The organism is Agrococcus sp. GW821-FHT14H11, from assembly GCF_058803545.1.
The window spans coordinates 1-26,151 of sequence record NZ_JBXAPA010000014.1 but is presented as its reverse complement, the minus strand read 5'-3'; the positions used below and the strand labels follow the sequence as shown (position 1 = coordinate 26,151).

Below are 26,151 nucleotides of genomic sequence, written 5' to 3'. Positions count from 1 at the left end.
GCTCACTGGATCCTCACTCTCGGGTCGATGAACGAGTAGGAGATGTCGACGAGCAGGTTGATGAGCGCGTACGACACGGCGATGAAGAGCACGAAGCCCTGCAGCACCGGGAAGTCCCGGGCGAAGATCGCGTCGGCGAGGAAGGCGCCGATGCCGGGGAAGGCGAAGACGGTCTCGGTGAGCACCGCGCCCGAGATGAGCAGGCCGGCCTGCAGGCCGATCGTCGTGACGACAGGGAGCATCGCGTTCCGCAGCACGAAGCGGTTGCGGATCACCTGCTTCGAGACGCCCTTCGCGCGGCCGGTGCGCACGTAGTCGGCGTTCACGACCTCGAGCACGGATGCGCGGGTGATGCGCACGATGATCGCGAGCGGGATCGTGGCGAGCGCGATCGCCGGCAGCAGCAGGTGCACGATCGCGTTGAGCGCCGCGTCGAGCTCGCCGGTGAGGATGCCGTCGAGCACGTAGAAGTTCGTGGCATGCGTCGCATCGACGCCTCTGCTCTGCCTGCCGGTGGAGGGCAGCCAGCCCAGCTGCACGGCGAAGACCCACTTGAGCATGAACGCGAGGAAGAAGACCGGGATCGTGATGCCGATGAGGCTGCCCGTCACCGACAGGTGGTCGAGGAGCCTGCCGTGGTTGCGCGCGGCCCAGTAGCCGAGCGGGATGCCGATGCCGACGGCGAGGATGAGCGCCATCACCGCGAGCTCGACCGTCGCGGGGAAGCGGTTGGCGAACTCCTCGAGCACGGGCCTGCGCGTCTCGATCGAGTTGCCGAAGTCGCCCTGCAGCAGGCGGCCGAGCCAGGTGATGTACTGCTCGGGCAGCGGCCGGTTGAAGCCGTACGCCTCGTTGATGCGCTCGATCGCCTCGGGCGTCGCGCGCTCGCCGAGCAGCGCCGCGGCGGGCCCGCCGGGCAGCGCCCGCACCCAGAAGAACAGCAGCACGGTCAGGCCGAACAGGGTCGGGATCAGCAGCAGCAGGCGTCTGCCGATGGTTCTCAGCACGTGGGTGTCTCCGGGTGGGCGGTCAGGGGTCTGGCGTGCGGCGCGGATGCGCGCCGTGCGTGGCGGATGCCGCGGGCCGAGACCGGCCCGCGGCATCCGGGTGATCGATGCAGGCTACTCGCTCAGCTCGATCATGTTGAACACCTCGTCGTTGACGGGGCTCGCCGGGTAGGAGGTGACCCGCGGGTCGAACGCCAGCGACGGCGCCGGGTGCGCGAGCGGCACGCCGGGCACGAACTGGGCGATCTGCTCGTTGATCTCCTCGTAGGCGGCACCCGCCTCCTCGGGGTCGGGCAGCTGGCGGGCCTCGCTCAGCGCCGAGAACAGCTCCTCGTTCTCGAAGCCCCACTCGTTGGAGTAGCCGTTGAAGAAGACGCCGACGAAGTTGTCGGTGTCGTTGTAGTCACCGGTCCAGCCGAGCAGGTGGATGCCGTGGTCGTCGGTGCCGCGCATGCGGTCGAGGTAGTCGGTCCACTCGTCCGAGACGGGCTCGACGGTGATGCCGACCTCCTGCAGCTGCGAGGAGAGCGTCGTGAAGATGTCCTCCGGGTTCGGCATGTACGGCCGCGAGATGTTGACCGGGTAGTTGAACTGCAGCGTCAGCCCGTCCTCGAAGCCGGCCTCGGCGAGCAGCTCCTGCGCGCGCTCGGGGTCGTACTCGTAGTCGGTCACGCCGTCGTTGTAGCCGTTCACGACATCCGGGATGAACTGCGACGCGACCTCGGTGCCCTCGGGGAGCACCTGCGTCACGAGCGCCTCGCGGTCGATCGCGTGGGCGATCGCCTGGCGCACCCGGATGTCCTGCAGCTCGGGCACCGTCTGGTTGAAGCCGAGGTAGAGGATCGTGAACGGGTCGCGCTGCATCACGTTGAAGCCGGCCTCCTCGAGGGCGGCGGTGTCGGCCGGCGCGACGAGGTCGTAGCCGTCGACGTCGCCCGACTCGAGCGCCTGGCGGCGAGCGGTCGGGTCGTCGATGATGCGGAAGACGATCTCCTGCACCTGGCCCTGCTCGCCCCAGTAGTCGGGGTTGGCCGCGAGCACGACCTCCTCGCCGGGCGACCACGACTCGAACACGAACGGGCCGGTGCCCGTCGGGTGCGCCTCGCCGTACTCGCTGTACTCGGGGGCCTCCTCGGAGCCGCCCACCTCGTCGGCGCCGTACTCCTCCATCGCGGTCGGGCTCTGCATCGCGAACGCCGGGAGCGAGAGGGATGCGATGAAGCCCGAGAAGGGGCGCGTCAGGTTGATCGTCGCGGTCGTCTCGTCGTCGGCGGTGCACGACTCGTAGAGCGCGTCGTCGTCGCCGGCGAAGCCGCCGTAGAGCGAGCCGTAGTAGTACGAGAGGCTCTCGGTCGCGGTGAGGCCGGTCCAGTTGTACCAGCGGTCGAAGTTGGCGCAGACGGCCTCGGCGTCGAACGGGGTGCCGTCGTGGAACATCACGTCGCTCTTCAGTGTGAACGTGTACGACGTGCCGTCCTCGCTCGGCTCCCAGCTCTCGGCGAGCAGCGGGGCGGGGTCGGCGGTGCCCGGCTCGACGCCGACGAGGCCCTCGAAGATCTGGCGGGAGACGCGGAACGTCTCGCCGTCGGACGCGAACGCCGGGTCGAGGCCCGACGGGTCGGACGACGCGGCGAACACGAACGTCGAGTCGACGTCGCTCGGCGCGGCGGTGTCGCCGCCGTCGGTGCCGGAGTCGCGCTCGCTCTGGATGCATCCGGTGAGCACGAGCGTCAGGGCTGCGCCACCTGCGAGGCCTGCGAGCAGGCGTCGCTTCGGGGATGGGATCACGGTGCTGGACCTTTCCTCTTGGGACTGTTCGCACACCGCGCGGCTCGGCCGTGAGCGTGCGTAGGGACAACCTAGCCGCTCATAGGCGCCGCCGATGTCACGGGCGCATCACGATCCGGTTTCGCGCATCCCGGCCGGCGCCCCCGCAGACGACGAGAGCCCCGCCGAAGCGGGGCTCTCGAGGATGCGATCGGTCAGATCGAGGTGACGTCGACCGGGACGCCGGGGCCGAACGTCGTCGAGACGGTGGCCTTCTGGATGTAGCGGCCCTTCGACGACGACGGCTTGAGGCGGACGACCTCGTCGAGCGCTGCCGTGATGTTGTCGGTCAGCTGCTCCTCCGAGAACGAGGCCTTGCCGACGATGAAGTGCACGTTGGCGTGCTTGTCGACGCGGAACTCGATGCGGCCGCCCTTGATGTCGGTCACGGCCTGCGCCACGTTCGGCGTGACGGTGCCCGTCTTCGGGTTCGGCATCAGGCCGCGCGGGCCGAGCACCTTGCCGAGGCGGCCGACCTTGCCCATGAGCTCGGGGCTCGCGACGGCGGCGTCGAACTGCGTCCAGCCCGCGGCCACCTTCTCGATGAGCTCGTCGGAGCCGACCTCGTCGGCGCCGGCGGCGATGGCGGCCTCGGCGGCCGGACCCTGCGCGAAGACGATGACGCGAGCGGTCTTGCCGGTGCCGTGAGGAAGAGAAACGGTACCGCGGACCATCTGGTCTGCCTTGCGGGGGTCGACGCCGAGCTTGAGCGCGACCTCGACGGTGGAGTCGGTCTTGCTCGAGCCGGTCTCGCGGGCGAGCGCGACGGCCTCGGCGGGGGTGTACTGCTTGTCAGCCTCGATCTTCGCGGCTGCGGCCCGGTAGGCCTTGGACTTCTGTGCCATGTTCTTCTCCTGTTCCAGAGTTCGCGGTGCGCGCCTGGCAGGCGCTCCCACTGGTGAGCCGAGCGGCTCGGTCGAGGTCAGCCCTCGACGGTGATGCCCATGGAGCGGGCGGTGCCGGCGACGATCTTCTTCGCGCCCTCGATGTCGTTCGCGTTGAGGTCGGGCAGCTTCTGCTGCGCGATCTCCTCGACCTGCGCCATCGTGAGCTTGCCGACCTTCGTCGTGTGCGGGACGCCGGAGCCCTTCTTGACGCCTGCGGCCTTCTTGATGAGCTCTGCGGCCGGCGGGGTCTTGAGCACGAAGTCGAACGAGCGGTCCTCGTAGACGGTGATCTCGACCGGGATGACGTTGCCGCGCTGGTTCTCCGTCGCAGCGTTGTACGCCTTGCAGAACTCCATGATGTTGACGCCGTGCTGGCCGAGCGCCGGACCGACCGGCGGCGCGGGGTTGGCGGCGCCGGCCTGGATCTGCAGCTTGATCAGACCCGTGACCTTCTTCTTGGGTGCCATGTCTCTTCCTTCTTGGTGTGTCGCGGCCGCGCGTCCACCGACGCGCGGGACCGCATCCAGCCCTCTTGAGAGGGACTAGAGCTTGCTGACCTGACCGAAGCCGAGCTCGACCGGAGTCTCGCGCTCGAACAGGCTGACGAGCACGGTGAGCTTGCGGCTCGCCGGCTGGATCTCGCTGATCGTGCCGGGGAAGCCCGCGAACGAGCCCTCGGTGATCGTGATGGTCTCGCCCACCTCGAAGTCGACCTCGACCGCGACCTGGCTGGGCTGCTGCGAGGGGGCCGACTTCTGCTGCTCGGCGAGCTGCTCGTCGGCGATCGGCTTCAGCATCGTGAAGGCCTCGTCGAAGCGCAGCGGGGCGGGGTTGTGGGCGTTGCCGACGAAGCCGGTGACGCCGGGCGTGTGGCGGACGACCGACCAGGTGTCCTCGTCGAGCTCCATGCGCACGAGCACGTAGCCGGGGACGCGCACGCGGTTGACGCGCTTCGCCTGGCCGTTCTTCGTCTCGAGCACGTCCTCCGTGGGGACCTGGATCTCGTAGATGCCGTCGACCTGCATGTTCTCGGCACGCGAGGCGATGTTGGCCTTGACCTTCTTCTCGTAGCCGGCGTACGAGTGGATGACGTACCAGCGGCCGGGCTTCAGGCGCAGCTCGCGCTTGAACTCCTCGTACGGGTCGGCCTCCGGCTCGGCCGGCTTCTCGTCGGCAGGGACGAGGTCGTCGAGCGCCTTGTTCAGCTCGATGTCGAGGTCGTTGACGTCAGACACAGTCCACCTTCTCCTTCACGTCTCGGTCGGGCTCAGCCCGCGAGGCCGAACGGCGGGATGTCACCGAAGATCCACCCGGCCAGGCCGTAGAACACGGTGTCGAAGGCGACCACCAGCAGCATCATCAGCACGACGAACACCAGCACGACGAGCGTGTAGCGGACCAGCTCCTTGCGGGTCGGGGTGACGACCTTGCGGAGCTCGACCAGGACTTCCTTGAGGAAGGTCCACAGGCGCACGAACGGGTTGCGAGACGCACCCTCGCGCGTGCGGGGTGCCTCCTCGATCGCGTTCTCAGCCACGGTGACCCTTCGTTCGTTCGGCCCGGCGAATGCCGAGGCCCATCAGGCGCCCTCACGGGCGCCTCGAGCAGGGCGGACAGGACTCGAACCTGCAACCTGCGGTTTTGGAGACCGCTGCGCTACCAATTGCGCCACCGCCCTGGGCGGGTGGAGTGCCATGCGCGCCGGCCCCGGCAAGGGCATGCGACATCATGGCGGTCGTCAACCACCAAGGGAACAGCATACGGGGACGGGGCGCGTGCTGTCCACTTCGCCGCCCGGCGCACGCGCGCCGCCGTAGGCTTGGTGCCGTGAACCGCATCGCCGCGCGCATCGCCGCCATCAACGAATCCGCGACCCTGAAGGTCGACGCGAAGGCCAAGGCGCTCAAGGCCGCCGGCCGCGACGTGATCTCCTACGCCGCGGGCGAGCCCGACTTCGCCACGCCCCCGAACATCGTCGAGGCCGCGCAGCGCGCGCTCGCCGACCCGAGGAACTACCGGTACACGCCGGCGCCCGGCCTGCCGGAGCTGCGCGAGGCGATCGCCGCGAAGACCGCGCGCGACTCGGGCCTCGAGGTCGAGGCGAGCCAGGCGCTCGTCACGAACGGCGGCAAGCAGTCGGTGTACCAGGCGTTCCAGACGATCCTCGACCCGGGCGACGAGGTGCTCGTGCCGACCCCGTACTGGACGACGTACCCCGAGGCGATCGCCCTCACCGGCGGCGTGCAGGTCGACGTCTTCGCCGGCGCCGACCAGGGCTACCTCGTCACCGTCGACCAGCTCGAGGCCGCCCGCACGGGCCGCACCAAGGCGCTGCTCATGGTGAGCCCCTCGAACCCGACCGGCGCGGTCTACCCTCCCGAGCGCATCCGCGAGATCGCCGAGTGGGCCGACGCCCACGGGCTGTGGGTCATCAGCGACGAGATCTACCAGAACCTCGTCTACGACGGCGAGCGCGCCGTCTCGGTCGTCGAGGCCGTGCCGGCGCTCGCCGACCGCACGATCCTCGTGAACGGGGTCGCGAAGACCTACGCCATGACCGGCTGGCGCGTGGGCTGGATGGTGGGCCCTGCCGACGTCATCAAGGCCGCCGGCAACCTGCAGTCGCACCTGACGAGCAACGTCAACAACGTCGCGCAGCGCGGGGCGCTCGAGGCGCTCACCGGCCCGCAGGACGCGGTCGCCGACATGCTCGCCGCCTTCGACCGCCGCCGCCAGACGATCGTCCGCGAGCTCTCGCGCATCCCCGGCGTCTCGGTGCCGACGCCGAAGGGCGCGTTCTACGCGTACGCGGATGTCTCGGGCCTGCTGGGCAGGGAGTGGGGCGGCACGACGCCCACGACGAGCCTCGAGCTCGCCGGCCTCATGCTCGAGCAGGCGGATGTCGCCGCCGTGCCGGGCGAGGCGTTCGGGCCCTCGGGCTACCTGCGCTTCTCGTACGCGCTCGGCGACGACGCGCTGCTCGAGGGCGTGCAGCGGCTGCAGCGGCTCTTCGGCGCCTGACCCGGCGCCTGGCCCCCGGACGCCCGACGCCCGGCACCGCTCCGCCGATCGGGGGATGACGGCGCGATCGAACAGGGCCAGCCTGGAGCCATGCAGCACGCACCAGCGGTCGTCGCGGCCGGCCTGACCAAGCGCTACGGCGCGCGCACCGTCGTCGACGACGTCTCGTTCGAGATCGCCGAGGGCGAGACCTTCGCGCTGCTCGGCCCGAACGGCGCCGGCAAGTCGACGACCGTCGAGATGCTCGAGGGCTTCCGCGTGCCCACCTCCGGCACCGCCCGCGTGCTCGGCGCCGACCCGCAGCGCGCCGATCGCGACTGGCGCAGCCGCATCGGCGTCGTGCTGCAGTCGACCGGGCAGGCGGGCGCGCTCACGGTGCGCGAGATGCTCACCCACCTCGCGCGCGTGTTCCCGAACGCCCGCGACGTCGACGAGACGATCGAGGCGGTGGGGCTCGCCGAGCACGCGTCGCGGCGCATCGGCAAGCTCTCGGGCGGCCAGCAGCGCCGCGTCGACGTGGCGCTCGGCGTCATCGGCCGGCCCGAGGTGCTCTTCCTCGACGAGCCCACCACCGGCTTCGACCCGCAGGCCCGCCGCGCCTTCTGGCAGCTCATCCGCGACGTCGCGGCCGACGGCACCACGATCCTGCTCACGACCCACTACCTCGAGGAGGCCGAGCAGCTCGCGCATCGCGCCGGCATCATCGCCGACGGCCGGCTGCTCGCGCTCGACGAGGTCGACCGCATCGGCGGCGCCGAGTCGCGCACCCCCGTCGTCCGGTGGACGGATGCGTCGGGCCGCCACGAGGTGCGCACGCGCGAGCCGGCGTCGGTGGTGCGGTCGCTCCCCGGCGAGCCGACCGACCTGGAGGTCATCCGCCCCTCGCTCGAGGACATCTACCTGAGCCTCATCGGCGCCGTCGAGGCCGAGGAGGCCGCAGCATGACCGCCACCGCCCCCGCCCCGCCGCGCCGGGGCATCCGCCCCGGTCACGTGCTGCGGTGCGCCGCCGACCGCGTGCGCATCGAGCTGCTGCAGTACTTCCGCCGCAGCGACGCGCTGGTCTTCACGTTCCTGTTCCCGGTGCTGCTCTTCGCGATCTTCGCGAGCGCGTTCGGCGCCCTGCCGCCGATGATCGAGCTCGAGGGCCAGCAGGTGACCCAGCCGCAGTACTACCTGCCCGCGATGCTCGCCGCGGGCGTGTTCCTCTCGGGCGTGCAGAACCTCGGCATCGAGATCGCCGTCGAGCGCAACGACGGCACGCTGCAGCGGCTCGCCGCGACGCCGCTGCCGGTGCTGTCGTACTTCCTCGGCAAGCTCGGGCAGCTGCTCGTGACGTCGCTCGCGCAGGCAGGGCTGCTGCTCGCGGCCGCGGTGGGCGTGTTCGGCATCGAGCTGCCCACCGAGCCGGAGCGCTGGCTGACGCTCGCCTGGGTCTTCTTCGCCGCGCTCACCTGCTTCGCGGTGCTCGGCGTCGTGATCGCCCAGATCCCCCGCACCGTCAACAGCGCATCCGCCGTGGTGATCCCGCTCGCGCTGCTGCTGCAGTTCATCTCGGGCATCTACCTCGCCTTCCCGGCGCTGCCGGAGTGGCTGCAGACGATCGCCAACCTGTTCCCGCTCGCGTGGGTCGGGCACGGCATGCGCTACGCGCTGCTGCCCGACATCGGCCGATACATGGAGGTCGGCGAGGCGTGGAACCTGCCGATGGTCGCCCTCGTGCTCGGCATCTGGGCGGTCGTCGGCACGGTCGTCGCGGCCGTCACCTTCCGCTGGATCCGGCGCAGCTGAGCCCGCGCCGGCCGCCGGGCGCGGCTAGATGTGCTGCGCGTACGACTTGTAGCGCTGCAGCAGGGCCTCCCAGTCGAGGTGGCCCGCGCGGTCGCCCGCGTTGCTCTCGTTCCAGCCGTGGTGCGAGAAGCGCACGTGCGTGCCGCCGTGCGGCAGGTCGGCGAACTCGACCGTGACGGTGGTGTGGTCGCCCTCGTGGAACAGGTGGAACGTGTGCTCGAAGCGCTCGCCCGGGACGGCATCCGTGACCGTGCCCCACTCGCGCTCGCGGCCGTCGCGGTTGCGCTCGACGATGCGGCCGCCGACGTGCGGGTCGACCTCGATGTGGTCGAGGCCGGAGCCGCTCGTGGTCCAGCCCGGGTGCCACCAGTCGGTCATGCCGTGCACGTAGGCGTCCCAGGCTCTGGCCCGGCTCACCGCCACGTCGAGCTCGTGCTCGATCGGTGCCGTGCCGTGCCCTGCCGCGGGCTGCGCGACGTCGTGCTCATCCATGCTGTCCCCCACCGTGTCGACTCTCGACTCTCGCACGTGGCGGGCGGTCGATCAAGCGAGCGGGACGAAGCGCTCCTCGCCGTCGAGCTCCTCGAACAGGGTCAGCGTGAGGTCGGCGGGCGCCTCGAGCCGCGCGTTCAGCGAGCGCCACGGCGTCTCGACGGGCTCTGCGACGACGGTGGCGCCGGCGCCCTCGAGCCGCCGGGTGGCGCCCTGCGCGTCGGCGACCTCGAAGGCGACGCGGATGCGGGGGCTCGGCCGGCCGCCGGCCTCGATGCGGTCGATCATGCGCTTCTGCGCGGGGTTGGCGAGCTCGAGCGTGGCCCGGCCCGCGTCGAGGATCGCGACGCGCGCGTCGCCGTCGCCCTCGAAGGCGGCGAGCTCGGGCAGGCCGAGCGCGTCGCGGTAGAACGCGAGCGCAGCCTCGAAGTCATCGGCCTCGACGACGAGGCGCAGCTGCACGGGTGCATCGGTCATGCCGGGTGCAACGCCCGCGGGCGAGCGCCATTCCGCCGTCAGAGCGTCAGCCCCACCATGACGGGCTCGGGCACGAGGTGCACGCCGAACTGGTTCTCGACGCGCGCCTGCACGAAGCGGGCGAGCTCGGCGATCTCCTCGCCGGTCGCGCCGCCGCGGTTCGTGAGCGCGAGCGTGTGCTTCGACGAGATCGCCGCCCGCGAGCCGGGCAGCGAGAAGCCGCGCGAGATGCCGGAGTGCTCGATGAGCCAGGCGGCCGAGAGCTTCACGCGCGGCACGGGCCGCTCGAGCGACGGCACGGGCGTGTCGGGGTCGAGCGGCAGCACGGTGGCCTGCGGCTCGGGCGAGACCGACCAGCTCGGCAGCTCCTTCGGCAGCTGCGAGGCGAAGCGGGCCGAGACGATGGGGTTGGTGAAGAACGAGCCGGCGCTCACGGAGTCGGGGTCCTCCGACAGCACCATGCCCTTCGAGCCGCGGAGCGCCAGCACCGAGTCGCGCACGTCGGTGAGCGGCACGCGCGTGCCGAGCTCGACGCCGAGCGCCGTCGCGAGCTGCTGGTAGGCCACCGGCTGGCTGCGGCCGTCGGGCGAGCGGCGCAGGCGCAGGTCGACCGACAGCACGACGCCCTGCAGGATGCCGCGCTTGATGGCGGAGTCGCGGTAGCCGAGCCGCAGCTCGGAGGCCGGCACCTCGCGCAGCTCGAGCGTCTCGGCCTCGAGCAGCTCGATGCCGACGAGCGTCGAGGCGATCTCCTGCCCGTAGGCGCCGATGTTCTGGATCGGGGCTGCGCCCGTCGACCCGGGGATGCCGCTCAGCGCCTCGATGCCGGTGAGGCCGTCTGCGACCGCGCGCGCGACGACCTCGTCCCACGGCTCCCCCGCCTCGATGCGCAGCACGACCGAGTCGTCGACGGGCGGCTCCTCGCCGGCCGGGCGGTGCGGCGTCGGTGCCGCGGGCAGCGTGCGGATGCCGCGGGTCGCGACCCGGAGCACGGTGCCCTCGAAGGGCTCGGACGACGCGACCGTGTTGGAGCCGCCGCCGAGCAGCAGCAGCGGCTCGTGGTCGTCGGCGAGCGCCTCGGCGTAGGCCGCCGCGACCTCGTCGCGCGTCGCCGCGTCGATCCAGCGCCGCGCCTCGCCGCCGACCCGCATGGTGGTCGCCTCGGCGAGCGTGCGGCTGCTCATCGGTCCGTCGCCACGACGACCTGCGCCTTGCCGAGCACCGTGCGGCCCTCGGCCGTCACCGTGAGGTCGATGCGCGCCGTGCCCTCGCCGAGCTGGCCGACCGTGGCGACGACGTGCAGCTGCGCGCCCGCCTCCGGGTCGACGACCACCGGCCGGGTGAAGCGCACCTGGTAGTCGAGGATGCGCGCGGGGCCGGCCCAGTCCACGACCGGCTGCACCGCCGCGCCCATCGTCAGCATCCCGTGCGCGAGCACGCCCGGCAGCCCCACGGCGGCGGCGACGTCGTCGCGGTAGTGGATGGGGTTGAAGTCGCCGGAGGCGCCCGCGTAGCGCACGAGCGAGTCGCGGGTGAGGTGCAGGTCGCGATCGGCGACGACCTGCCCGATCTCGAGCTGCTCCATCGTCACTCCCCCCGCACCACGAGCGTCGACGTGGCCGTGACCACGTGCCGGCCCCGCGCATCCGTGATGACGCTCTCGCTCGTCACCATGTCGTTGCCGCCGAGCGACTTGACGCTCGTGACGGTGAGCTGCGCCGTGAGCTCGTCGCCGGCCACGATCGGCCGCGACGCGGTGAAGCGCTGGTCGCCGTGCACGACGCGCGTGAAGTCGACGCCGGCGCTGTCGTCGTCGAGCAGCTGCCGCAGGGTGAGCTCCTGGATGACGATCGGGAACGTGGGCGGCGCGACGACGTCGGCGTGCCCGGCGGCGCGGGCGGCCTCGACGTCGAGGTGCTCGGGGTGCGCGGCCTGCACGGCGCGCGCGAACTCGCGCACCTTCTCGCGGCCGACCAGGTAGGGGGCCGTGGGCGGGTACTGCCTGCCCTGGATCTCGGGGTTCACTGGCACCCGGCCAGTCTAGGCAGAGCGGCGCTCCTCCCAGAGGGCCGCGACGTGGCTCGCGTCGGTGCCGCAGCAGCCGCCGATCACCGACAGGCCCGGCAGGCGCTCGCGGAGCGCGTCGTGCCCGCGCCGCAGCTCGTCGATGTCGCCGGCGTCGAGGCGGGTCGCGCGGTCGAGCTCGGCGTGGGTGCGGGTCGACGCGTTGCACCGCACGCTCGCGATGCGTCCGAGCCAGGCGCCGCCCTCCCCCAGCCCGCGGAGGACGTGCTGCGGATGCGCGCAGTTGACCATGTAGTGCACGGTGTCGGTCTCGGCGTCGACGAGCTCGATCGCCTCGCGCAGCGGCATGCCGCCGCGGAGCCGGCCGTCCTCCTCCACCGTGAAGCCGATGACCGCCGGCAGCCCGTGGAAGAAGGCCGCGCGGGCGATGCCGATCGCCTCGCCGGGGTCGGAGAGCGTGAAGCCCGTCACGAGGTGCGCGCCGCCCTCGGCGAAGGCGCCGATCTGCGGCTCGTGGTACGTGTGCGCGTCGTCGGGGTCGACGGGCGGGATGTCGGCGTACGCGTCGGCGCGCGGGCCGATCGCGCCGCTGACGAGCACGTCGCGGATGTCGGCGTAGCGCTCGCGCAGCGCCAGCAGGTGGTGCACCGCCAGCACGTTGACGTCGTAGAGCGCGCGCCGGTCGTCGCCGAGCCTCGCGCCCCAGTCGGCGCTCGCCCGCCAGGTGGGCGTCTCGAGCAGGAGCCCAGCCCCGTGGGCCCGTGCCACCGCGGCGTAGCCGTCGTAGTAGTCGTCGAGCACCGCGCGCCCGCGCTCGGTGCGCAGGAGCGGGTAGGCCGCGAACTCCCGGAGCTGCTCGCCGCGGTTGTAGATGAGGTCGGTCTCGAGCCCGCCGTCGGTGACGAACGGATGCGCCGGGCTCGGCCAGGCGAGGCCGGCGCGCACGGGCACGCGGTGGTGGTGGTGCGAGGGCTTCGCGGCGATGGTGGGAGCCATGGACCGGCGCGCGAGCTCGGCCATCGGGGGCCTCCTCGGTCGACAGGTGCGAGCGGGCTCGCCCGCGGGTAGCAGACTACTCGGTCTGGTACGGTCCGTCCATGCCCCGGGACGGCTCCTCCAACCGCCAGCGCATCCTCGACGCCGCCGAGCGGCTCGTGCTGCGCCGCGGCTTCTCCGGCACCGCGCTCGACGAGGTGATCGGCGCGGCCGGCACCAGCAAGGGCGCGTTCTTCCATCACTTCCCGTCGAAGCGGGAGCTCGCGCGCACGCTGCTCGACCGCCACGCCGACCACCTCGTCGCCCTGCTGCTGCGCGCCCACGACCGCACCGCATCCGTCGACGATCCCGTGGAGCGCGTGGACGCGTTCCTCGCGGAGCTCGAGCGCGCAGCGGCGCGCCCGGGCTCGCTCGCCGCGTCGGCGCTCGCCGAGCACGAGCTGCTGGGCGCCGCGGCGGTCGCGCCCGTGCAGCGCGCCGCCCAGGCTTCTCGCGCGGTCGTGCTCGGACTGCTGCGCGCGGCGGCGGCTGCACGCCCGGCGGCGCAGCTCGATGCGGAGGCGTGGGCCGACCACGTGTTCGTGACCCTCGAGGGCGCGCAGCTCCTGGCGCGCGCCACCGGCGGCACGGAGCACCTGCGCGAGCAGCTCGGCGTGCTGCGCACCGCCGTCGCCGCGGTGCTCGCGAGCGGGCCCTCGGCGCCCGGGGGCGTCGCGGAGGAGCTCAGCGCGCGAAGAGCGAGCGGGCGAGCGGCGCCGTGAGCGCCGCGACCGTCACCGCCATGAGCGCGCCCGCCACGACGTAGAGCGCGACGACGAGCAGCACCGGGCTCGACTCGTCGACGAACGGCGACGGCGCGGCGGTCCACAGGATCGCCACGAGCCAGGCGCCCATGCTCACCGGCACCCACCGGCCCGCCCCGGGGCGGCGCAGCACGAGCCACTGGGCACCCGGGATGGTGGCGAGCAGCACGAGGCCGCCCACGACCAGCAGCACGACCGCCCACGGCCCCTCCGGCAGCCCCACCGTGCTCGGCAGCATGCCGAGCAGCCACGCGAGCGACGCCGCCGCCGCGGTCGCGCCGACCCAGGCGGCCCGTCGCGGCCGGTCGCGCTCCATCGCCGCGTGCTGGCCGGTCGCGAGCGCCGCGCCCTCGACCGCGCCCGCGGCGACGAGCAGCACCAGCCGCTCGGCGTCGCCGAGGCGCAGCGCCTCGGCGAGCACGCCCGCGGCGGCCGCGACCGCGAAGCCGCAGGCCTCGCCGATCGAGACCCAGGCGATCCACCGTCGCACGAAGCGCGAGCGCATGCCCCGAGGCTAGCCAGCGAGCGGCGCCGGGGACAGCGAAGGGGACCGGGCCGATGGCCCGATCCCCTGCCGACTGGCGGTAGCGAGGGCGGGGTTCGAACCCGCGACCTCACGATTATGAGTCGTGCGCTCTCACCAACTGAGCTACCCCGCCAGGACGCCCACCCAAGCACGAAGCATCAAGCGAACGCGAGCCCCGAGCGAGGATTGAACTCGCGACCCCTTCCTTACCATGGAAGTGCTCTACCACTGAGCTATCGGGGCGCTGCCTCGTAGGCAACCGGAAAATCATAGCACCGCGCGCGGGCCCCTCGACACCTGCCGGGGCCGGGCCGGCGCCGGTCAGTCGTCGTGCAGCGTGTCCTTGCTCCAGGCGGCGGTGAGCGTCGGCGCGGCCGGCTCGCCGTGCGCGAGCGCGGCGTCCTGCGAGGCGTTGTCGTCGAGCAGCGCCAGCAGCTCCCGCTCCTCCTCGTCGTCGGTGCGCGGCACCTCGACGCCCGGGAGCGACCACGCCGCGAACGAGGGCCCGGAGCCGGTGAGGCGCAGGCCGCCGAAGCCGAAGGTGCTCGCCCCGCCGTCGCCGAACAGCGGCGCCGGCTCGCCCTCGAGGCTCAGCACGCCCTCCTCGACGACGACGTCGTAGAAGCCGCGCGCAGCGACGCAGAGCACGCTCGACTCGATGCTCTCGCGCACCCAGACGAGCACCTCCTCGCCCACGTGGACCCAGCGCATCCCCCCGCCCCGCAGCGCCGGCTGGTCGGCGCGCAGCGCGAGCAGCTCGCGGTGCAGGGCGATCGTGCCGGCGTGCTCGTCGAGCGTCGCCCACGGCATCGGCGTGCGGGAGTCCTCGCCGTTGACGCCGGTGAGGCCCAGCTCGTCGCCGGCCCACACCACCGGGATGCCCGGCAGCGACACCGCCATGCCGAGCGCCACGGGCACGGCACCGGGCAGGGCGTTCGTCGCGAAGCGGGGCGTGTCGTGCGTGTCGAGCGCGTTCATGTTGTGCAGCCGCGTGCGCCACGGGATGCCCGCGACGAAGCGCTGGTGCTGCGCGTGCAGGTCGACGCCGGTGTACGACGGGATCACCGAGCGCGCCATGCCGAGGCCCCCGAACGCCGCGGAGCCCGGCACCGACAGCCAGCCCCACACGGGCCGCGTGAAGTTGGCGTAGGTCATCGCGCCGTGCCACGCGTCGCCCTGGAAGTCGTCGGTCGCGTCGTTCGTCGACTCGCCGAGCAGGAGGGTGTCGGGGTTGATGTCGAGCATCGTGCGCCGGATGATCTGGCGCACCTCGGCGTTGAGGTCGTCGCCCTCGTAGCGGCCGGTCATGTTGGCCACATCGATGCGCCACCCGTCGAGCGAGAACGGCGGGCGCAGCCACCGCCCCACCACCGAGTCGGGGCCCTCGATGAAGCGGTCGCGCAGCTCCTGGCTGTTCCAGTTGAGCTTCGGCAGCGAGGCGTGGCCGAGCCACGAGGCGTAGGTGCCGCCCTCGTGGAAGTAGTAGAACTCCCGCTCCGGCGCATCCTCCGACGCCGCGGCGGCGCGGAACCACGCGTGGGTGTCGCCCGTGTGGTTGCTGGTGAGGTCGCCCATCACCTTCAGGCCGCGCGCGTGGGCCGCCTCGACGAGCGAGACGAGCGCCTCGTCGCCGCCGAGCAGCGGGTCGACGACGTCGAAGGTGGATGCGTTGTACCGGTGGTTGGAGTCGCCCGGGAAGACGGGGGTCAGGTACAGCACCGTCGCGCCCAGGTCGACGAGGTGGTCGAGGTGCGCCTCGACGCCCGGCAGGTCGCCGCCGTAGAGCTGCTCGGAGACGCCCGGGCCGGAGCCGACCACCGGGTCGTCCCAGGCCGCCGCGACCGCCCACGCGGGCGTCGGGTGCTCGTCGGCCTGCGCCGAGCGCGCGAACCGGTCGGGGAACACCTGGTAGAGCACCGCATCCGTCGCCCACGCCGGCGGCGGCTCGTGCGCGACGAGCGCGAAGTCGGCGTCGTCGCGCGTCTCGATGCGGTGCACGCCCTCCTGGTTGATCCAGTCGGTCTGCCCCGACTGCCAGTGCACGAGCCAGCGGTAGCGGTGCACGGGGTTCGCGACCCGGATCTCGGCCTCCCACCAGTGGTAGGCGCCTGCGGTGCCGATGTGCACGGCCTTGTTGAAGAACGGCTCGCGGTCGGGGTTCGACCGCACGAGCACCTCGAGCGGCTCGTCGTGGGCGATCGGGATGCGCAGGCGCACCCGCACCGTGTCGCCGAGCGAGGGCGTCAGGGTCGAGACGTGGAGGGCGGAGCCGTCGTGGTGGGGCTGGAGCACCCGACCACGCTAGGGCACGTGTCGAGCTTCCCGAAACCGCGGGGTCTCGGCCCGGAGCCGCGGGGTTCGGGGAAGCTCGACCGGGCTCAGAGGTCGCGCCCCGAGTCGGCGGGCTCCTCGCCCTGGAAGCGGACGATGTTCACGATCGCCGCGGCGAGACCGCCCCACAGGACGACCATGGCCGCGACCATCATCACGAGCGCTCCGGCGGTCATCGGATCACCTCCTCGTCGTGCTCCGGCGCCTCGAGCGGCGTCGTCGCCTTCCACTTCGGGATGGAGAGCAGGATGCCGGCCACGAGCGCGGCGCCCGCGACTCCCCACCCGAACACGCCGAGCATCCACGCCGGGAAGCCGCCGTAGGGCTCGCCGATCGCGGTCACGAGCTCGAGCACGAGCATGACCGCGAGCAGCACCGGCGTGACGAACGTGACGAGCACGACCCACCAGCGGCCGAGGCGCACCGAGCCGTAGCGGCTCATGTGGTCGGCGAACCACGGCACGCGCCGCACCGCCCACGCCACGGCCAGCATGGCGACGAGCGCGACGAGCAGGATGCCGAAGCGGTTGATGAAGTAGTCGGCGATGTCGAGCACGAGGATGCCGCTCGTGGTCGTGAAGAGCAGGATGCTGATGGCCGCCATCGGCACGGTCACGGCGAGCGTCGCGGCGATGCGGCTCATCTCGAGCTTGTCGCGCACGGCCGAGATGACGACCTCGAGGATGCTCACGAGGGACGTGAAGCCGGCGAGCACGAGCGAGACGAAGAAGAGCACGCCGAGCAGCGCCCCGAACGGGGCCTCGGAGATGATCGCCGGGAAGGCGATGAAGGCGAGGCCGATGCCGCCGGCCACCACGTCGGCGACCGCCGCGCCCGATGCCTGTGCGAGGAAGCCGAGCGCCGCGAACACGCCGATGCCGGCGAGCAGCTCGAAGCCGGAGTTGGCGAAGCCGACGACGAAGCCGGAGCCCGTCATGTCGATCTTGCGGCCCACGTACGAGGCGTAGGTGATCATGATGCCGAAGCCGACCGAGAGCGAGAAGAAGATCTGGCCGAAGGCGCTCGCCCAGACGGCCGGATCGAGCAGCGCCGCCCAGTTGGGCTCGAAGAGGGTCTGGAGGCCGTCGATCGCGCCCGGGAGCGTGAGCGCCTGCACGACGAGCGCGCCGAAGGCGATCAGCAGCACCGGGATGAAGATGACCGCGGTCGCGCCGATGCCCTTCTGGACGCCGAGCGCCATGACCGCGATGGCCACCGCCCAGATGATGGCCATCGGGATGAGCACGGCCGGCACGAAGTCGAGCGTGACGCCCGTCTCGGCGGCCTGCAGGAAGTCGGCGAAGAAGAAGGTCTCGGGGTCGTCGCCCCACGCCTGCGTGAACGAGAAGCCGACGTACTGCACCGACCAGGCGAGGATCGCCGCGTAGTAGACCGAGATGACGACGCAGATGGCGACCTGCCACCAGCCGATGAACTCGAGCCGCCGCGACAGCCGCGCGAACGACAGCGGCGCCGAGCCGCGCTGCGAGTGGCCGATCGCGTAGTCGAGCAGGAGCAGCGGGATGCCGGCCACGAGCAGCGCCACGAGGTAGGGCAGGATGAACGCTCCGCCGCCGCCCTCGTAGGCCACGTAGGGGAAGCGCCAGATGTTGCCGAGCCCGACGGCGGAGCCGATCGCGGCCATGATGAAGACCGTCTTGTTCGAGAACCGGCCTCGGTCGATCGGCGCACGCGTCTGGGACATGCCCCTACCGTGCCACACCGCGGCGCGCCGCGGCACGCCCTACTTGACGGCGCCCGCGGTGAGGCCGCTGACGATGTACTTCTGCAGCCAGAGGAAGAGCACCATCACGGGGATGGCCGCGAGCACCGCGCCGGCCGCGAAGACCGGGTAGTTGGTGCTCGTCTCCTCCGAGACGTAGCGGAACAGGCCCACCGCGAGCGTCAGCTTGTCGGGGCTCGTGAGGATGACCGACGACAGCACGAAGTCGCTCGTCGTGCCGATGAACGACAGCAGGCCGATGACGGCGAGGATGGGCGCCACGAGCCGCAGGATGATCGTGAAGAAGATGCGGGCGTGGCCGGCACCGTCGAGCTTCGCCGCCTCGTCGATCGACGCGGGCACGGTGTTGAAGAAGCCGTACATCAGGTAGGTGTTCACGCCCAGCGCGCCGCCCAGGTAGACCATGATCAGGCCGATGAGCGAGTCGAGGCCGATGGCGGGGAACACCTCGCCGATGCCGCGCATGAGCAGGTAGATCGCGACCACCGCGAGCAGCTGCGGGAACATCTGCACGATGATGAGCGCCAGCAGGCCCGGCCGCCTGCCGGTGAAGCGCATCCGGCTGAACGCGTAGGCGGCGAGCGCGCCGAGGAACACCGTGCCGATCGACGTCGCGAGCCCGACGATCATGGTGTTCGCGAACCAGGCGCCGTAGGGCCGGCGCGGATCGCTGAAGAGGTCGACGTAGTTCTGCACCGACAGCTCGCGGAACAGCACGTTCGAGCCGGTGAGCGTGCCGCCGGGGTTGAGGGATGCGCTCAGCACGTAGACGAGCGGGAAGGTCGCGAAGATGACCACCGCGATGCCGACGAGGTGCCGCCAGCCGAGCTCGCGCATCCACTTGCCGAACCGCATGCGGGGCTGCGGGACGGGGGTGCGCTCCTTCGGCGGGGCGACCGGGTTCGAGTCGATGCTCATCAGTTGAGATCCTCCAGCGCCTTGGTGCGACGGAACGCGATCGCGGAGACGGTCGCGACGACGATGAAGATGATGATCGAGAGCGCGGCCGCGAGGCCGTAGTCGCGGGTGCCGCCCTCGAACGCGGTCTTGTAGACGAGGGTGATGAGCAGGTCGGTGTGCCCGACGTTCTCCTCGATGCCCTGCATGCGCGGGCCGCCGCGCGTGAGCATGTAGATGGTGTTGAAGTTGTTGAAGTTGAACGCGAACGACGAGATCAGCAGCGGCGCCGTCGAGACGAGCAGCAGCGGGAACTTGATGCGGCCGAACACCTGCCAGCCCGTCGCGCCGTCGACCGCGGCCGCCTCGGTGAGCTCCTCCGGGATCGACTGCAGCGCGCCGAGGCAGATGAGGAACATGTAGGGGAAGCCGAGCCAGACGTTCACGACGATCATCGAGACCTTCGCGAGCCACGGATCGGTGAGCCACGGGATGTCGGCCGAGCCGAAGATGGCGTTGTTGACGAAGCCGAACTCGGTGTTGAGCAGGCCCAGCCACACGAGCGCGCCGAGGAACGACGGGAACGCGTACGGGAGGATCGACAGCACCCGGTAGACCTGCTTCGACCTCATGCGCGGGTCGTTGAGCGCGATCGCGAGGAAGAGGCCGAGGAAGAACGAGATGCCGACCGACAGGATCGCGAAGGCGAACGTCCAGGCCATCACCGACAGCAGCGCGCCGCCGTAGCGGGGGTTCTCGAACGGGTAGAGGAAGTTCTCGCCGCCGACGAAGATCTGCCAGCCGGTGCCGAGCTGCTGCCCGTCGGCGGACTCGAAGGCGCCGTTGCCCCGATCCTCGTAGACGGTGCCGGTGAGCGTGTCGGTCATGGTGCCGGCGGCCTCGTCGTAGACGAAGGTCGACTCGAAGACGTAGGCGTTCACCGCGTCGGTGGTGCGCAGGAAGCCGTCGGCGAGGTCGTCGGAGAGCGGCACCTGCAGCGCCGCGATCTCCTGCTGGCGCTGCAGGATGTCCTGCATGGCGAGGCTCGTCCAGCCCTCGACGGCGACGGCGCGCTCGCCCTCGAGCGTGACGGAGCCCGGGTCGACGGGCTCGAGCGGCTCCTCCTGGGTGCCGACGAGCACCTCGCCCTCGGGCGAGGTCGCGAGCAGGCCGAGTCCGCCCAGGCCGTCGACGACGGTGACGCGGTAGGCGGGCGAGCCCTCGACGCGCTGCGTGTTCTGCAGCACGATCGACGCGACGGCGTCCTCCTTGGTGGAGTTGTGGCCGTCGCCGTAGTTCGTGAAGGCGATGATCATCGAGTAGACGATCACGAAGATCTGGAAGACGCCGAGGAAGATGAGGCCCGGCGTGAGGTACTTCGCGGGCAGCAGGCCCGGGCTGAGGTAGATCCAGTTGACCAGCAGCGTGACGATGAGCACGACGCCGGCGACCGCGTAGTCGCCCTTGAAGAAGAGCGCCGACATCGCGAACACGGCGACGGCGTCGACGAGCGAGAGCAGCACGATCTTCACGGCGAGCACGCGCATGCTCGGCGGCTGGTGGTGGATGCCCCGCTTCGGGGCCTTCGCGGGCGCCTTCGGGGCGGACGTCGTCGTCACACGGATCTCCTCTGCGCCCCGGATGGGCGCGGCCGATGGGATGGGACGGCGGCCGGCCCCCACCAGGCCGGTCCCCCCCCCCCCCCCCCCCCCCCCCCCCCCCCGCCGCCATGAGGGGATCAGCCCTCCAGGGTGCCCTGGATCTTCTCCGCCATCGCGGTCCACAGCGCGGCGGGGTCGCCGCCCTGCTGCGCGATGATCTGCGCCTCGGTGGTGCCCCAGTCGGCCCACAGCGCGTCCATCTCCGGGATGTTCGGCATCGGGACGCCCTCGGCGCCGACGGCGCCGAACGCCGCGACGTCCTCGTTCGACTGCGCGGCCTCGAAGGCCGACGACAGCGCGGGGGCGCGCTGGCCCGACTCGAAGATGGCCGTCTGGGCCTCCTCGCCGGCGACGTACTCGGTGATGAACTGCGACGCGACGATCGGGTTGTTGGCGTAGGCCGAGACCATGAAGCCCTGCACGCCGACGAACGGCGTGGCGGGCTGGCCGCCGGCCGAGGGGATCTCGCTCACCGCGTACTCGATGCCAGCGTCCTGGAAGGTGCTGAGGTTCCACGGACCGGTGATCGTGTACGGCGAGGCGCCGTTCGCGAACTGCTCCTTGGCGATGTCCTGCGAGATGTTCGGGTTGATGATCCCCTGCGCGCCCCACTCGCCGAGCGCGGTCGCGAACGCGACGTTGCCCTCGTTGCCGAGCTGCAGGTCGTCAGCGTTGTACGAGCCGTCCTCGTTGATGCCGAAGACGGGGCCGCCGAACGACGCCTGCATCGGGTACAGGTGGTACGGGTCGGCGTTGTTCGGGTCGATGCCGACGAGCAGCGGGAACTCCGCCTCGCCGGACTCCACCGCGGCCTGGCCGGTCGCGACGAGGTCGTCCCACGACGCGGGCGCCTCGGGCGCGAGGGCCGTGTTGCGCACGAGCGCGATGTTCTCGATCGAGACGGGCACGCCGTAGACGGAGCCCTCGTAGGTCATGGCCTGGATCGAGACCTCCTCGAAGTCGCCGGCGATCTCGCCGAGCTCGACCGGGGAGATGACGCCGTTCTGGACGAGCTTGCCGATCCAGTCGTGGGCGCCGAGGACCACGTCGGGGCCCTCGCCGGACGGCGCCTGGGTCGTCAGGTCGTCGCGGATGGTGCCGAAGTCCTTGATGACGACCTCGACGGTCGTGCCGGTCTCCTCCTCGAACGTCGAGACGACGCCCTCGAGCGCCGCGGCGCGGTTCTCGTCCATCCAGACGACGAGCTCTCCGCCGCCCTGTGGCGCCGGGCTCTCGCTGCCGCCCTCCGTGGGGGCGGGGGTGCCGCCGCCGGCGCAGGCCGCGAGCGTGAGCGCGAGCGCTCCGACCCCGGCCGCCTTCATGAGGCCGCTGTGCTTCATGGTGCCTTCTTTCGCTTGTGGGGCTCCGTCGCCGACGGCCATCGTCGGCAGGGCCCGGCTCATCGTGGCCGACGTCCCCCGGTCCCGCAAGCCGAGAGCGGCGCGCTCGGCGCAATCGTTGGCAAGTCGTGACCTTCGCCACCCGGGTGAGCCCGAGGGCGCCCTCCCCTAGCCTTGGTGCCATGACCGACGCTCAGACGCAGTCCGCAGCGCTCCAGGCCGCCCCCGGCGGCGAGTGGTGGCGCTCCGCAGTCATCTACCAGATCTACCCGCGCAGCTTCGCCGACGCATCCGGCGACGGTGTCGGCGACCTCGCCGGCATCGCGTCCCGCCTGCCGGCGGTCGCCGAGCTCGGCGTCGACGCCGTGTGGCTCAGCCCCTTCTACCGCTCGCCGCAGCGCGACGCGGGCTACGACGTCGCCGACTACATGGACGTCGACCCGCTGTTCGGCACGCTCGACGACTTCGACCGGATGCTCGAGACGGCCCACGGGCTGGGCCTGCGGGTGATCGTCGACCTCGTCCCCAACCACTCCTCGAACGAGCACCCGTGGTTCCAGGAGGCGCTCCGCTCCGCGCCCGGCAGCGAGGCCCGCTCGCGCTACATCTTCCGCGACGGCAAGGGCGAGCAGGGCGAGCTGCCGCCCAACAACTGGCAGAGCGTCTTCGGCGGCCCCGCCTGGACGCGCGTGCCGGACGGCCAGTGGTACCTGCACCTGTTCGACACCTCGCAGCCAGACTTCGACTGGGACAACCCGGTCGTCGGCGACATGTTCGTCGAGGTGCTGCGCTTCTGGCTCGACCGGGGCGTCGACGGCTTCCGCGTCGACGTCGCGCACGGCAACGCGAAGGCCGAGGGCCTGCCCGACGTCGACGAGGAGCTCATCGCCGCCGGCTCGATGGACTCGCCGTTCTTCGGCCAGGAGCACGTGCACGAGATCTACCGCCGCTGGCGCCTGGTGCTCGAGGAGTACGAGGGCGACCGCGTGCTGTGCGCCGAGGCCTGGGTGAGCCCGCTCGAGAAGATGGCGCGCTTCGTGCGCCCGGACGAGATGCACCAGGCCTTCAACTTCGTCTACCTCGAGACGCCGTGGGACGCGACGCTGCTGCGCCAGGTCATCGACGACTCGATCCGCGCCTTCGGCGAGGTCGGCGCTCCTCCCACCTGGGTGCTCTCGAACCACGACACGATCCGGCACCGCACGCGCCTCGCGCTCGTGCCGCCGCCGCCCCACGGCGCCGGCATCGGCCCGACCTCGAAGTCGAAGGCCGATCCGGTCGTGTCGCTCCGCCGCGGCCGCGCCGCGACGGCGCTCATGCTGGCACTGCCCGGCGGCGCCTACCTGTACCAGGGCGAGGAGCTCGGGCTGCCCGAGGTCACCGCGATCGAGCCGCACCAGCGGCAGGACCCGACGTTCGCGCGCACGCAGGGCGAGCTGTGGGGCCGCGACGGCTGCCGCGTGCCGATCCCGTGGGAGGCCGACGCGCCCGCGTACGGCTTCAGCGGCACGGGCGAGACGTGGCTGCCCCAGCCGCCGCTGTGGGCGCAGCTCGCCCGCGACGCGCAGGAGGGCGTGGCCGGCTCGACGCTCGAGATGTACCGGCGCGCCCTCGCGCTGCGGCAGGAGCTGCAGCTCGGCTCAGGTGCGCTCGAGTGGCTCGACGTGGGCCCGACCGCGCTCGCGTTCCGGAACGGCCCGGTGACCGTGGTCGCGAACCTCGGGCACGACGCCGTCGACGTGCCGCGCGGCGAGATCCTGCTGTCCTCGTCGCCGCTCGACTCGGCGTCGCTCTCGGCCGACGACGTCGTGTGGGTGCGCACCGGCTGACGCGCCGGCGACGACGAAGGGCCCCGCCGCTCGGCGGGGCCCTTCGTCGTGCGGCTGCGTCAGTAGCCGCGGTACTCGAGGTTCATCTCGCGCGTCTGCAGCCAGAGCATCGGATCGAACGACACGTACTCCCTGTTCTTCAGCTCGAGGTGCAGGTGCGGACCCGTCGAACGGCCCGAGCTGCCGACCTGGCCGACGACGGTCGTGATGTCGACGACCTGGCCGACCTCGACCTCGATCGAGCCGGGCAGCATGTGCGCGTACCAGGACTGCACGAACTCACCGTCGATGTTGTGGTCGATGAAGACGACGTAGCCCCCGCCGCCAGGGTTGTTGCCCTGCCAGACGGCTGATACCACGCCGTTCGCGATCGGGCGGATCTCCGTTCCCAGCGGTAGGGGGATGTCGGTCCCGCCATGGAATCCGCCGGGACGGTTGCCGAAGCCGCTCGACACGGGAAGCTGAGCCAACGAGGGGAATGGCGACTGTGCCACGCCGGTCTGCAGCATGCTCCACGTACGCGGGAAGGCTGGGTCGCCGCCGTAGGACGCGCCCGTCGGCTCTGCATCGGCGACGGCCTGGAATGCCGCGAGCTCACCGGCCGACATGCGAGCCGCGGCAATCTCGTCGGTGACGACGATGTCATCGCGCGAGAAGTACGACGTGGAGTCCGCTTCGTTGCCCGCCAGCGTCTGCTGACCAGCGTCGATCTGAGCGATCTCTGCCGAGAGCTCCTCCGGGGCCTGCACCGCCTGCGCGGGCAGCGAGGTCACGACGACCAGCGAGCCGATGAACAAGAGCGCACCCCCTGCGGTGATCTTCTGCGCGATGCCGCGCAGGCTCGAGGTGCGGCGCGGCGGCCGCGCGATCGCGGGAGTCTGCCGCACGACGCGGGGCGCGAGCGCTCGCGGCTGGCGCACGCCAGGCACCTGGTCGCCGCCGTTGCCGAGCGACGGGGCGTCGACGGTGATGAGCGGCTCGGTGAAGGTCGGCTCGGCGATCTGCACGGGCAGCTCGTGGGCGACGCGCGTGGCCGCCTCGCGCATGGCGCGACGGGTCGTGTAGAGCGGCGCGGAGCCCTCGACGACCATGACGCGCTCGGCGGCGCGCGCCTCGCTCGCGGTGAGCGCGATCGACTCCGCCGCGCGCTGCTGCTCGCGCAGCTGGCGTCGCGTGAGCCCCTGCTCGGCGGGTCGCCTGGCGTCCTCAGCAGACGAGCGGAGTGCTCGTCGGGTGGGGTTGGTCACGCGGGGGCCGTCCTAGAGGTCGTGGTCACAGGGTTCGCGAAGCGCTGGATCCAGCGGAATGGCAGCCCTGCCGCCACCGATCGTGGCATGAATCGGACGTCAGGTGCAAAGGCACGCTGGGGATGCTCTCGTCGCACGCTCCGACCACCAAATGTAACGGATTGATAACAGCGAGGCAAGAGCGAGTCCGGCTATCAGATCTCGTCCGGACGCATGTCGGCGAGCAGCACCGCCAGCTCGTCGGCGACCTCGGCGTGCCCCGCCAGCAGGAACGCGGTGCTCGCCGGTGCTCCCTGCCAGCCGCGCACGACGCCGCCGGCCTCCTCGACGAGCAGGGCGCCGGCCGCCATGTCCCACGGCTGCAGCCCGACCTCGTAGTAGGCGTTCAGCCTGCCGCTGGCCACCCAGGCCAGGTCGAGCGAGGCAGAGCCTCCCCGGCGGATGTCGCGCACCGAGCCGATCAGGCGCTGCACCACGGCCGCCTGCCGCTGCCGGCGGCCCGCGTCGTACCCGAACCCGGTGGCGACGAGCGCGACCTCGGCGGGCACCGCATCCGCCACCCGGATCTCGCGGCCGTCGCGCCGGGCGCCGCCTCCGCGGAGGGCCTCGTAGCGCTCCCCCGTCGCGGCGTTGACGACGGCGGCGGACACGGCGCGCCAGGTGGTCGGGTCGGGCTCGCCCTCGACGAGCGCGATCGAGACCGCGTAGGCAGGGATGTCGTAGAGGTAGTTGACGGTGCCGTCGATCGGGTCGATGACCCAGGTGAGGCCCGAGGTGCCCGCGACGCTCGTGCCCTCCTCGCCCAGGATGCCGTCGTCGGGGCGCGCGGCGCGGATGCGGTCGACCACGAGCCGCTCGACCTCGCGGTCGGCCTCGGTGACGATGTCGACGAGACTCGACTTGCTCGCGGCCACCGCGACACCCTCGGCCCGGCGCGTGCGCGCGAGCTCGGCCGCCTCGACGGCGAGCCCGACGTTCAGTTCGTGGAGCTCGCGCATGCCTCGAACCTACCGCGCGCGACGGACAGCCCGTGGAGGTCGCAGGCGCTCCTGTGGGCCATGTATCCTTGACGACGGCCTGCACGGCCTCGGCGAGTTACCCAAGCGGCCAAAGGGATCTGACTGTAAATCAGCTGTCATCGACTTCGGGGGTTCGAATCCCTCACTCGCCACATTGTGATGAGTCGCGACATAGGTCTCACCTGAGTCGCGACATGTGTCACGAAGAGAGAGCCCCTGGCCATCGGCCGGG

General features: G+C 71.6%; 25 protein-coding genes, 4 tRNA genes and 1 pseudogene. 6 read left to right on the top strand and 24 right to left on the bottom strand.

Annotation, left to right across the window (positions count from 1 at the left end; translation table 11 throughout):
- Positions 1-2: 2 nt before the first annotated feature.
- The 7 genes and pseudogenes from AC1RNL_RS13015 to AC1RNL_RS12985 form a co-directional block, all read right to left on the bottom strand.
- Positions 3-1,007 (bottom strand): ABC transporter permease, encoded by a 1,005-nt coding sequence (locus AC1RNL_RS13015; RefSeq protein ID WP_128188374.1) that lies wholly within the window; start codon positions 1,005-1,007, stop codon positions 3-5.
- A 114-nt stretch (positions 1,008-1,121) separates the two neighbouring features.
- Positions 1,122-2,795 carry an ABC transporter substrate-binding protein gene (locus tag AC1RNL_RS13010; RefSeq protein WP_146358130.1) on the bottom strand — a complete coding sequence of 558 codons (1,674 nt, stop codon included), beginning with the start codon at positions 2,793-2,795 and terminating at the stop codon, positions 1,122-1,124.
- 194 nt (positions 2,796-2,989) lie between these two features.
- Positions 2,990-3,679, bottom strand: a complete 690-nt coding sequence (gene rplA, locus AC1RNL_RS13005) for a 50S ribosomal protein L1 (RefSeq protein ID WP_246992260.1) — start codon at positions 3,677-3,679, stop codon at positions 2,990-2,992.
- 77 nt (positions 3,680-3,756) lie between these two features.
- Positions 3,757-4,188 carry a 50S ribosomal protein L11 gene (gene rplK / locus AC1RNL_RS13000; RefSeq protein ID WP_128188377.1) on the bottom strand — a complete coding sequence of 144 codons (432 nt, stop codon included), beginning with the start codon at positions 4,186-4,188 and terminating at the stop codon, positions 3,757-3,759.
- A 75-nt stretch (positions 4,189-4,263) separates the two neighbouring features.
- Positions 4,264-4,869, bottom strand: a pseudogene (nusG, locus tag AC1RNL_RS12995) (transcription termination/antitermination protein NusG); the annotation flags it as partial.
- Positions 4,870-4,988: 119 nt separating this feature from the next.
- Positions 4,989-5,258 (bottom strand): preprotein translocase subunit SecE, encoded by a 270-nt coding sequence (secE, locus tag AC1RNL_RS12990; protein WP_128188379.1) that lies wholly within the window; start codon positions 5,256-5,258, stop codon positions 4,989-4,991.
- A gap of 68 nt (positions 5,259-5,326) precedes the next feature.
- Positions 5,327-5,399 (bottom strand) — tRNA-Trp (locus AC1RNL_RS12985).
- Positions 5,400-5,548: 149 nt separating this feature from the next.
- Here AC1RNL_RS12985 and AC1RNL_RS12980 point away from each other — a divergent pair.
- The 3 genes from AC1RNL_RS12980 to AC1RNL_RS12970 all read left to right on the top strand — a co-directional run bounded on the left by AC1RNL_RS12980 (position 5,549) and on the right by AC1RNL_RS12970 (position 8,532).
- Positions 5,549-6,742 (top strand): pyridoxal phosphate-dependent aminotransferase, encoded by a 1,194-nt coding sequence (locus AC1RNL_RS12980; RefSeq protein ID WP_492935468.1) that lies wholly within the window; start codon positions 5,549-5,551, stop codon positions 6,740-6,742.
- Positions 6,743-6,832: 90 nt separating this feature from the next.
- On the top strand, positions 6,833-7,687 hold the full coding sequence (locus tag AC1RNL_RS12975) for an ABC transporter ATP-binding protein (RefSeq protein ID WP_492935467.1): 855 nt from the start codon (positions 6,833-6,835) through the stop codon (positions 7,685-7,687).
- Complete coding sequence (locus AC1RNL_RS12970; RefSeq protein WP_492935466.1) at positions 7,684-8,532, top strand: ABC transporter permease; 849 nt, start codon at positions 7,684-7,686, stop codon at positions 8,530-8,532. Before AC1RNL_RS12975 ends, AC1RNL_RS12970 begins: the two co-directional genes overlap by 4 nt.
- Positions 8,533-8,556: 24 nt before the next feature.
- On the opposite strand, the gene AC1RNL_RS12965 is transcribed toward AC1RNL_RS12970, so the two are convergent.
- The 6 genes from AC1RNL_RS12965 to AC1RNL_RS12940 are packed head-to-tail and all read right to left on the bottom strand — an operon-like array spanning position 8,557 to position 12,546.
- On the bottom strand, positions 8,557-9,024 hold the full coding sequence (locus AC1RNL_RS12965; protein ID WP_246992268.1) for an SRPBCC domain-containing protein: 468 nt from the start codon (positions 9,022-9,024) through the stop codon (positions 8,557-8,559).
- Positions 9,025-9,075: 51 nt separating this feature from the next.
- Positions 9,076-9,501 carry a VOC family protein gene (locus tag AC1RNL_RS12960; protein WP_492935465.1) on the bottom strand — a complete coding sequence of 142 codons (426 nt, stop codon included), beginning with the start codon at positions 9,499-9,501 and terminating at the stop codon, positions 9,076-9,078.
- A 38-nt stretch (positions 9,502-9,539) separates the two neighbouring features.
- Positions 9,540-10,685, bottom strand: a complete 1,146-nt coding sequence (locus AC1RNL_RS12955; protein ID WP_492935464.1) for a UDP-N-acetylmuramate dehydrogenase — start codon at positions 10,683-10,685, stop codon at positions 9,540-9,542.
- Positions 10,682-11,086 (bottom strand): MaoC/PaaZ C-terminal domain-containing protein, encoded by a 405-nt coding sequence (locus AC1RNL_RS12950; protein ID WP_492935463.1) that lies wholly within the window; start codon positions 11,084-11,086, stop codon positions 10,682-10,684. Before AC1RNL_RS12950 ends, AC1RNL_RS12955 begins: the two co-directional genes overlap by 4 nt.
- 2 nt (positions 11,087-11,088) lie before the next feature.
- Complete coding sequence (locus AC1RNL_RS12945) at positions 11,089-11,532, bottom strand: MaoC family dehydratase N-terminal domain-containing protein (RefSeq protein WP_128188387.1); 444 nt, start codon at positions 11,530-11,532, stop codon at positions 11,089-11,091.
- 9 nt (positions 11,533-11,541) lie between these two features.
- Positions 11,542-12,546 carry a homocysteine S-methyltransferase family protein gene (locus AC1RNL_RS12940; RefSeq protein ID WP_492935462.1) on the bottom strand — a complete coding sequence of 335 codons (1,005 nt, stop codon included), beginning with the start codon at positions 12,544-12,546 and terminating at the stop codon, positions 11,542-11,544.
- Between the two features lie 77 nt (positions 12,547-12,623).
- Between AC1RNL_RS12940 and AC1RNL_RS12935 the strand changes: the two genes are divergently transcribed.
- A complete protein-coding gene (locus AC1RNL_RS12935; RefSeq protein WP_492935461.1) occupies positions 12,624-13,283 on the top strand; it encodes a TetR/AcrR family transcriptional regulator in 660 nt (219 codons plus the stop codon).
- Here AC1RNL_RS12935 and AC1RNL_RS12930 read toward each other — a convergent pair.
- The 9 genes from AC1RNL_RS12930 to AC1RNL_RS12890 all read right to left on the bottom strand — a co-directional run bounded on the left by AC1RNL_RS12930 (position 13,246) and on the right by AC1RNL_RS12890 (position 21,824).
- A complete protein-coding gene (locus AC1RNL_RS12930; protein WP_492935460.1) occupies positions 13,246-13,830 on the bottom strand; it encodes a hypothetical protein in 585 nt (194 codons plus the stop codon). The two genes, AC1RNL_RS12935 and AC1RNL_RS12930, sit on opposite strands and share 38 nt — an antisense overlap.
- A gap of 80 nt (positions 13,831-13,910) precedes the next feature.
- A tRNA-Met gene (locus tag AC1RNL_RS12925) sits at positions 13,911-13,984 on the bottom strand.
- Positions 13,985-14,022: 38 nt separating this feature from the next.
- Positions 14,023-14,094, bottom strand: a tRNA-Thr gene (locus AC1RNL_RS12920).
- A 78-nt stretch (positions 14,095-14,172) separates the two neighbouring features.
- Positions 14,173-16,143: a glycoside hydrolase family 13 protein gene (locus tag AC1RNL_RS12915; RefSeq protein ID WP_492935459.1), complete on the bottom strand. Its 1,971-nt coding sequence runs from the start codon at positions 16,141-16,143 to the stop codon at positions 14,173-14,175.
- Positions 16,144-16,229: 86 nt separating this feature from the next.
- Positions 16,230-16,358: a methionine/alanine import family NSS transporter small subunit gene (locus tag AC1RNL_RS12910; RefSeq protein ID WP_246992281.1), complete on the bottom strand. Its 129-nt coding sequence runs from the start codon at positions 16,356-16,358 to the stop codon at positions 16,230-16,232.
- Positions 16,355-17,887, bottom strand: coding sequence for a sodium-dependent transporter (locus AC1RNL_RS12905; RefSeq protein WP_492935458.1), 1,533 nt, complete (start codon positions 17,885-17,887; stop codon positions 16,355-16,357). Before AC1RNL_RS12905 ends, AC1RNL_RS12910 begins: the two co-directional genes overlap by 4 nt.
- 39 nt (positions 17,888-17,926) lie before the next feature.
- Complete coding sequence (locus tag AC1RNL_RS12900) at positions 17,927-18,844, bottom strand: sugar ABC transporter permease (protein ID WP_492935457.1); 918 nt, start codon at positions 18,842-18,844, stop codon at positions 17,927-17,929.
- A complete protein-coding gene (locus tag AC1RNL_RS12895; RefSeq protein WP_492935456.1) occupies positions 18,844-20,442 on the bottom strand; it encodes an ABC transporter permease subunit in 1,599 nt (532 codons plus the stop codon). The genes AC1RNL_RS12900 and AC1RNL_RS12895 overlap by 1 nt, the downstream gene beginning before the upstream one ends.
- Before the next feature lie 119 nt (positions 20,443-20,561).
- Complete coding sequence (locus AC1RNL_RS12890) at positions 20,562-21,824, bottom strand: sugar ABC transporter substrate-binding protein (RefSeq protein WP_310126678.1); 1,263 nt, start codon at positions 21,822-21,824, stop codon at positions 20,562-20,564.
- Between the two features lie 182 nt (positions 21,825-22,006).
- Between AC1RNL_RS12890 and AC1RNL_RS12885 the strand changes: the two genes are divergently transcribed.
- The gene (locus AC1RNL_RS12885; protein ID WP_310126680.1) at positions 22,007-23,653 is read left to right on the top strand and encodes a glycoside hydrolase family 13 protein; all 1,647 of its coding nucleotides are present in this window, start codon (positions 22,007-22,009) and stop codon (positions 23,651-23,653) included.
- Positions 23,654-23,712: 59 nt separating this feature from the next.
- Here the strand turns inward: AC1RNL_RS12885 and AC1RNL_RS12880 are convergent, their stop codons facing one another.
- A complete protein-coding gene (locus AC1RNL_RS12880; RefSeq protein ID WP_492935455.1) occupies positions 23,713-24,660 on the bottom strand; it encodes a M23 family metallopeptidase in 948 nt (315 codons plus the stop codon).
- Positions 24,661-25,094: 434 nt separating this feature from the next.
- Complete coding sequence (locus AC1RNL_RS12875; RefSeq protein WP_492935454.1) at positions 25,095-25,898, bottom strand: inositol monophosphatase family protein; 804 nt, start codon at positions 25,896-25,898, stop codon at positions 25,095-25,097.
- 91 nt (positions 25,899-25,989) lie between these two features.
- Here AC1RNL_RS12875 and AC1RNL_RS12870 point away from each other — a divergent pair.
- Positions 25,990-26,071 (top strand) — tRNA-Tyr (locus AC1RNL_RS12870).
- Positions 26,072-26,151 lie beyond the last annotated feature (80 nt).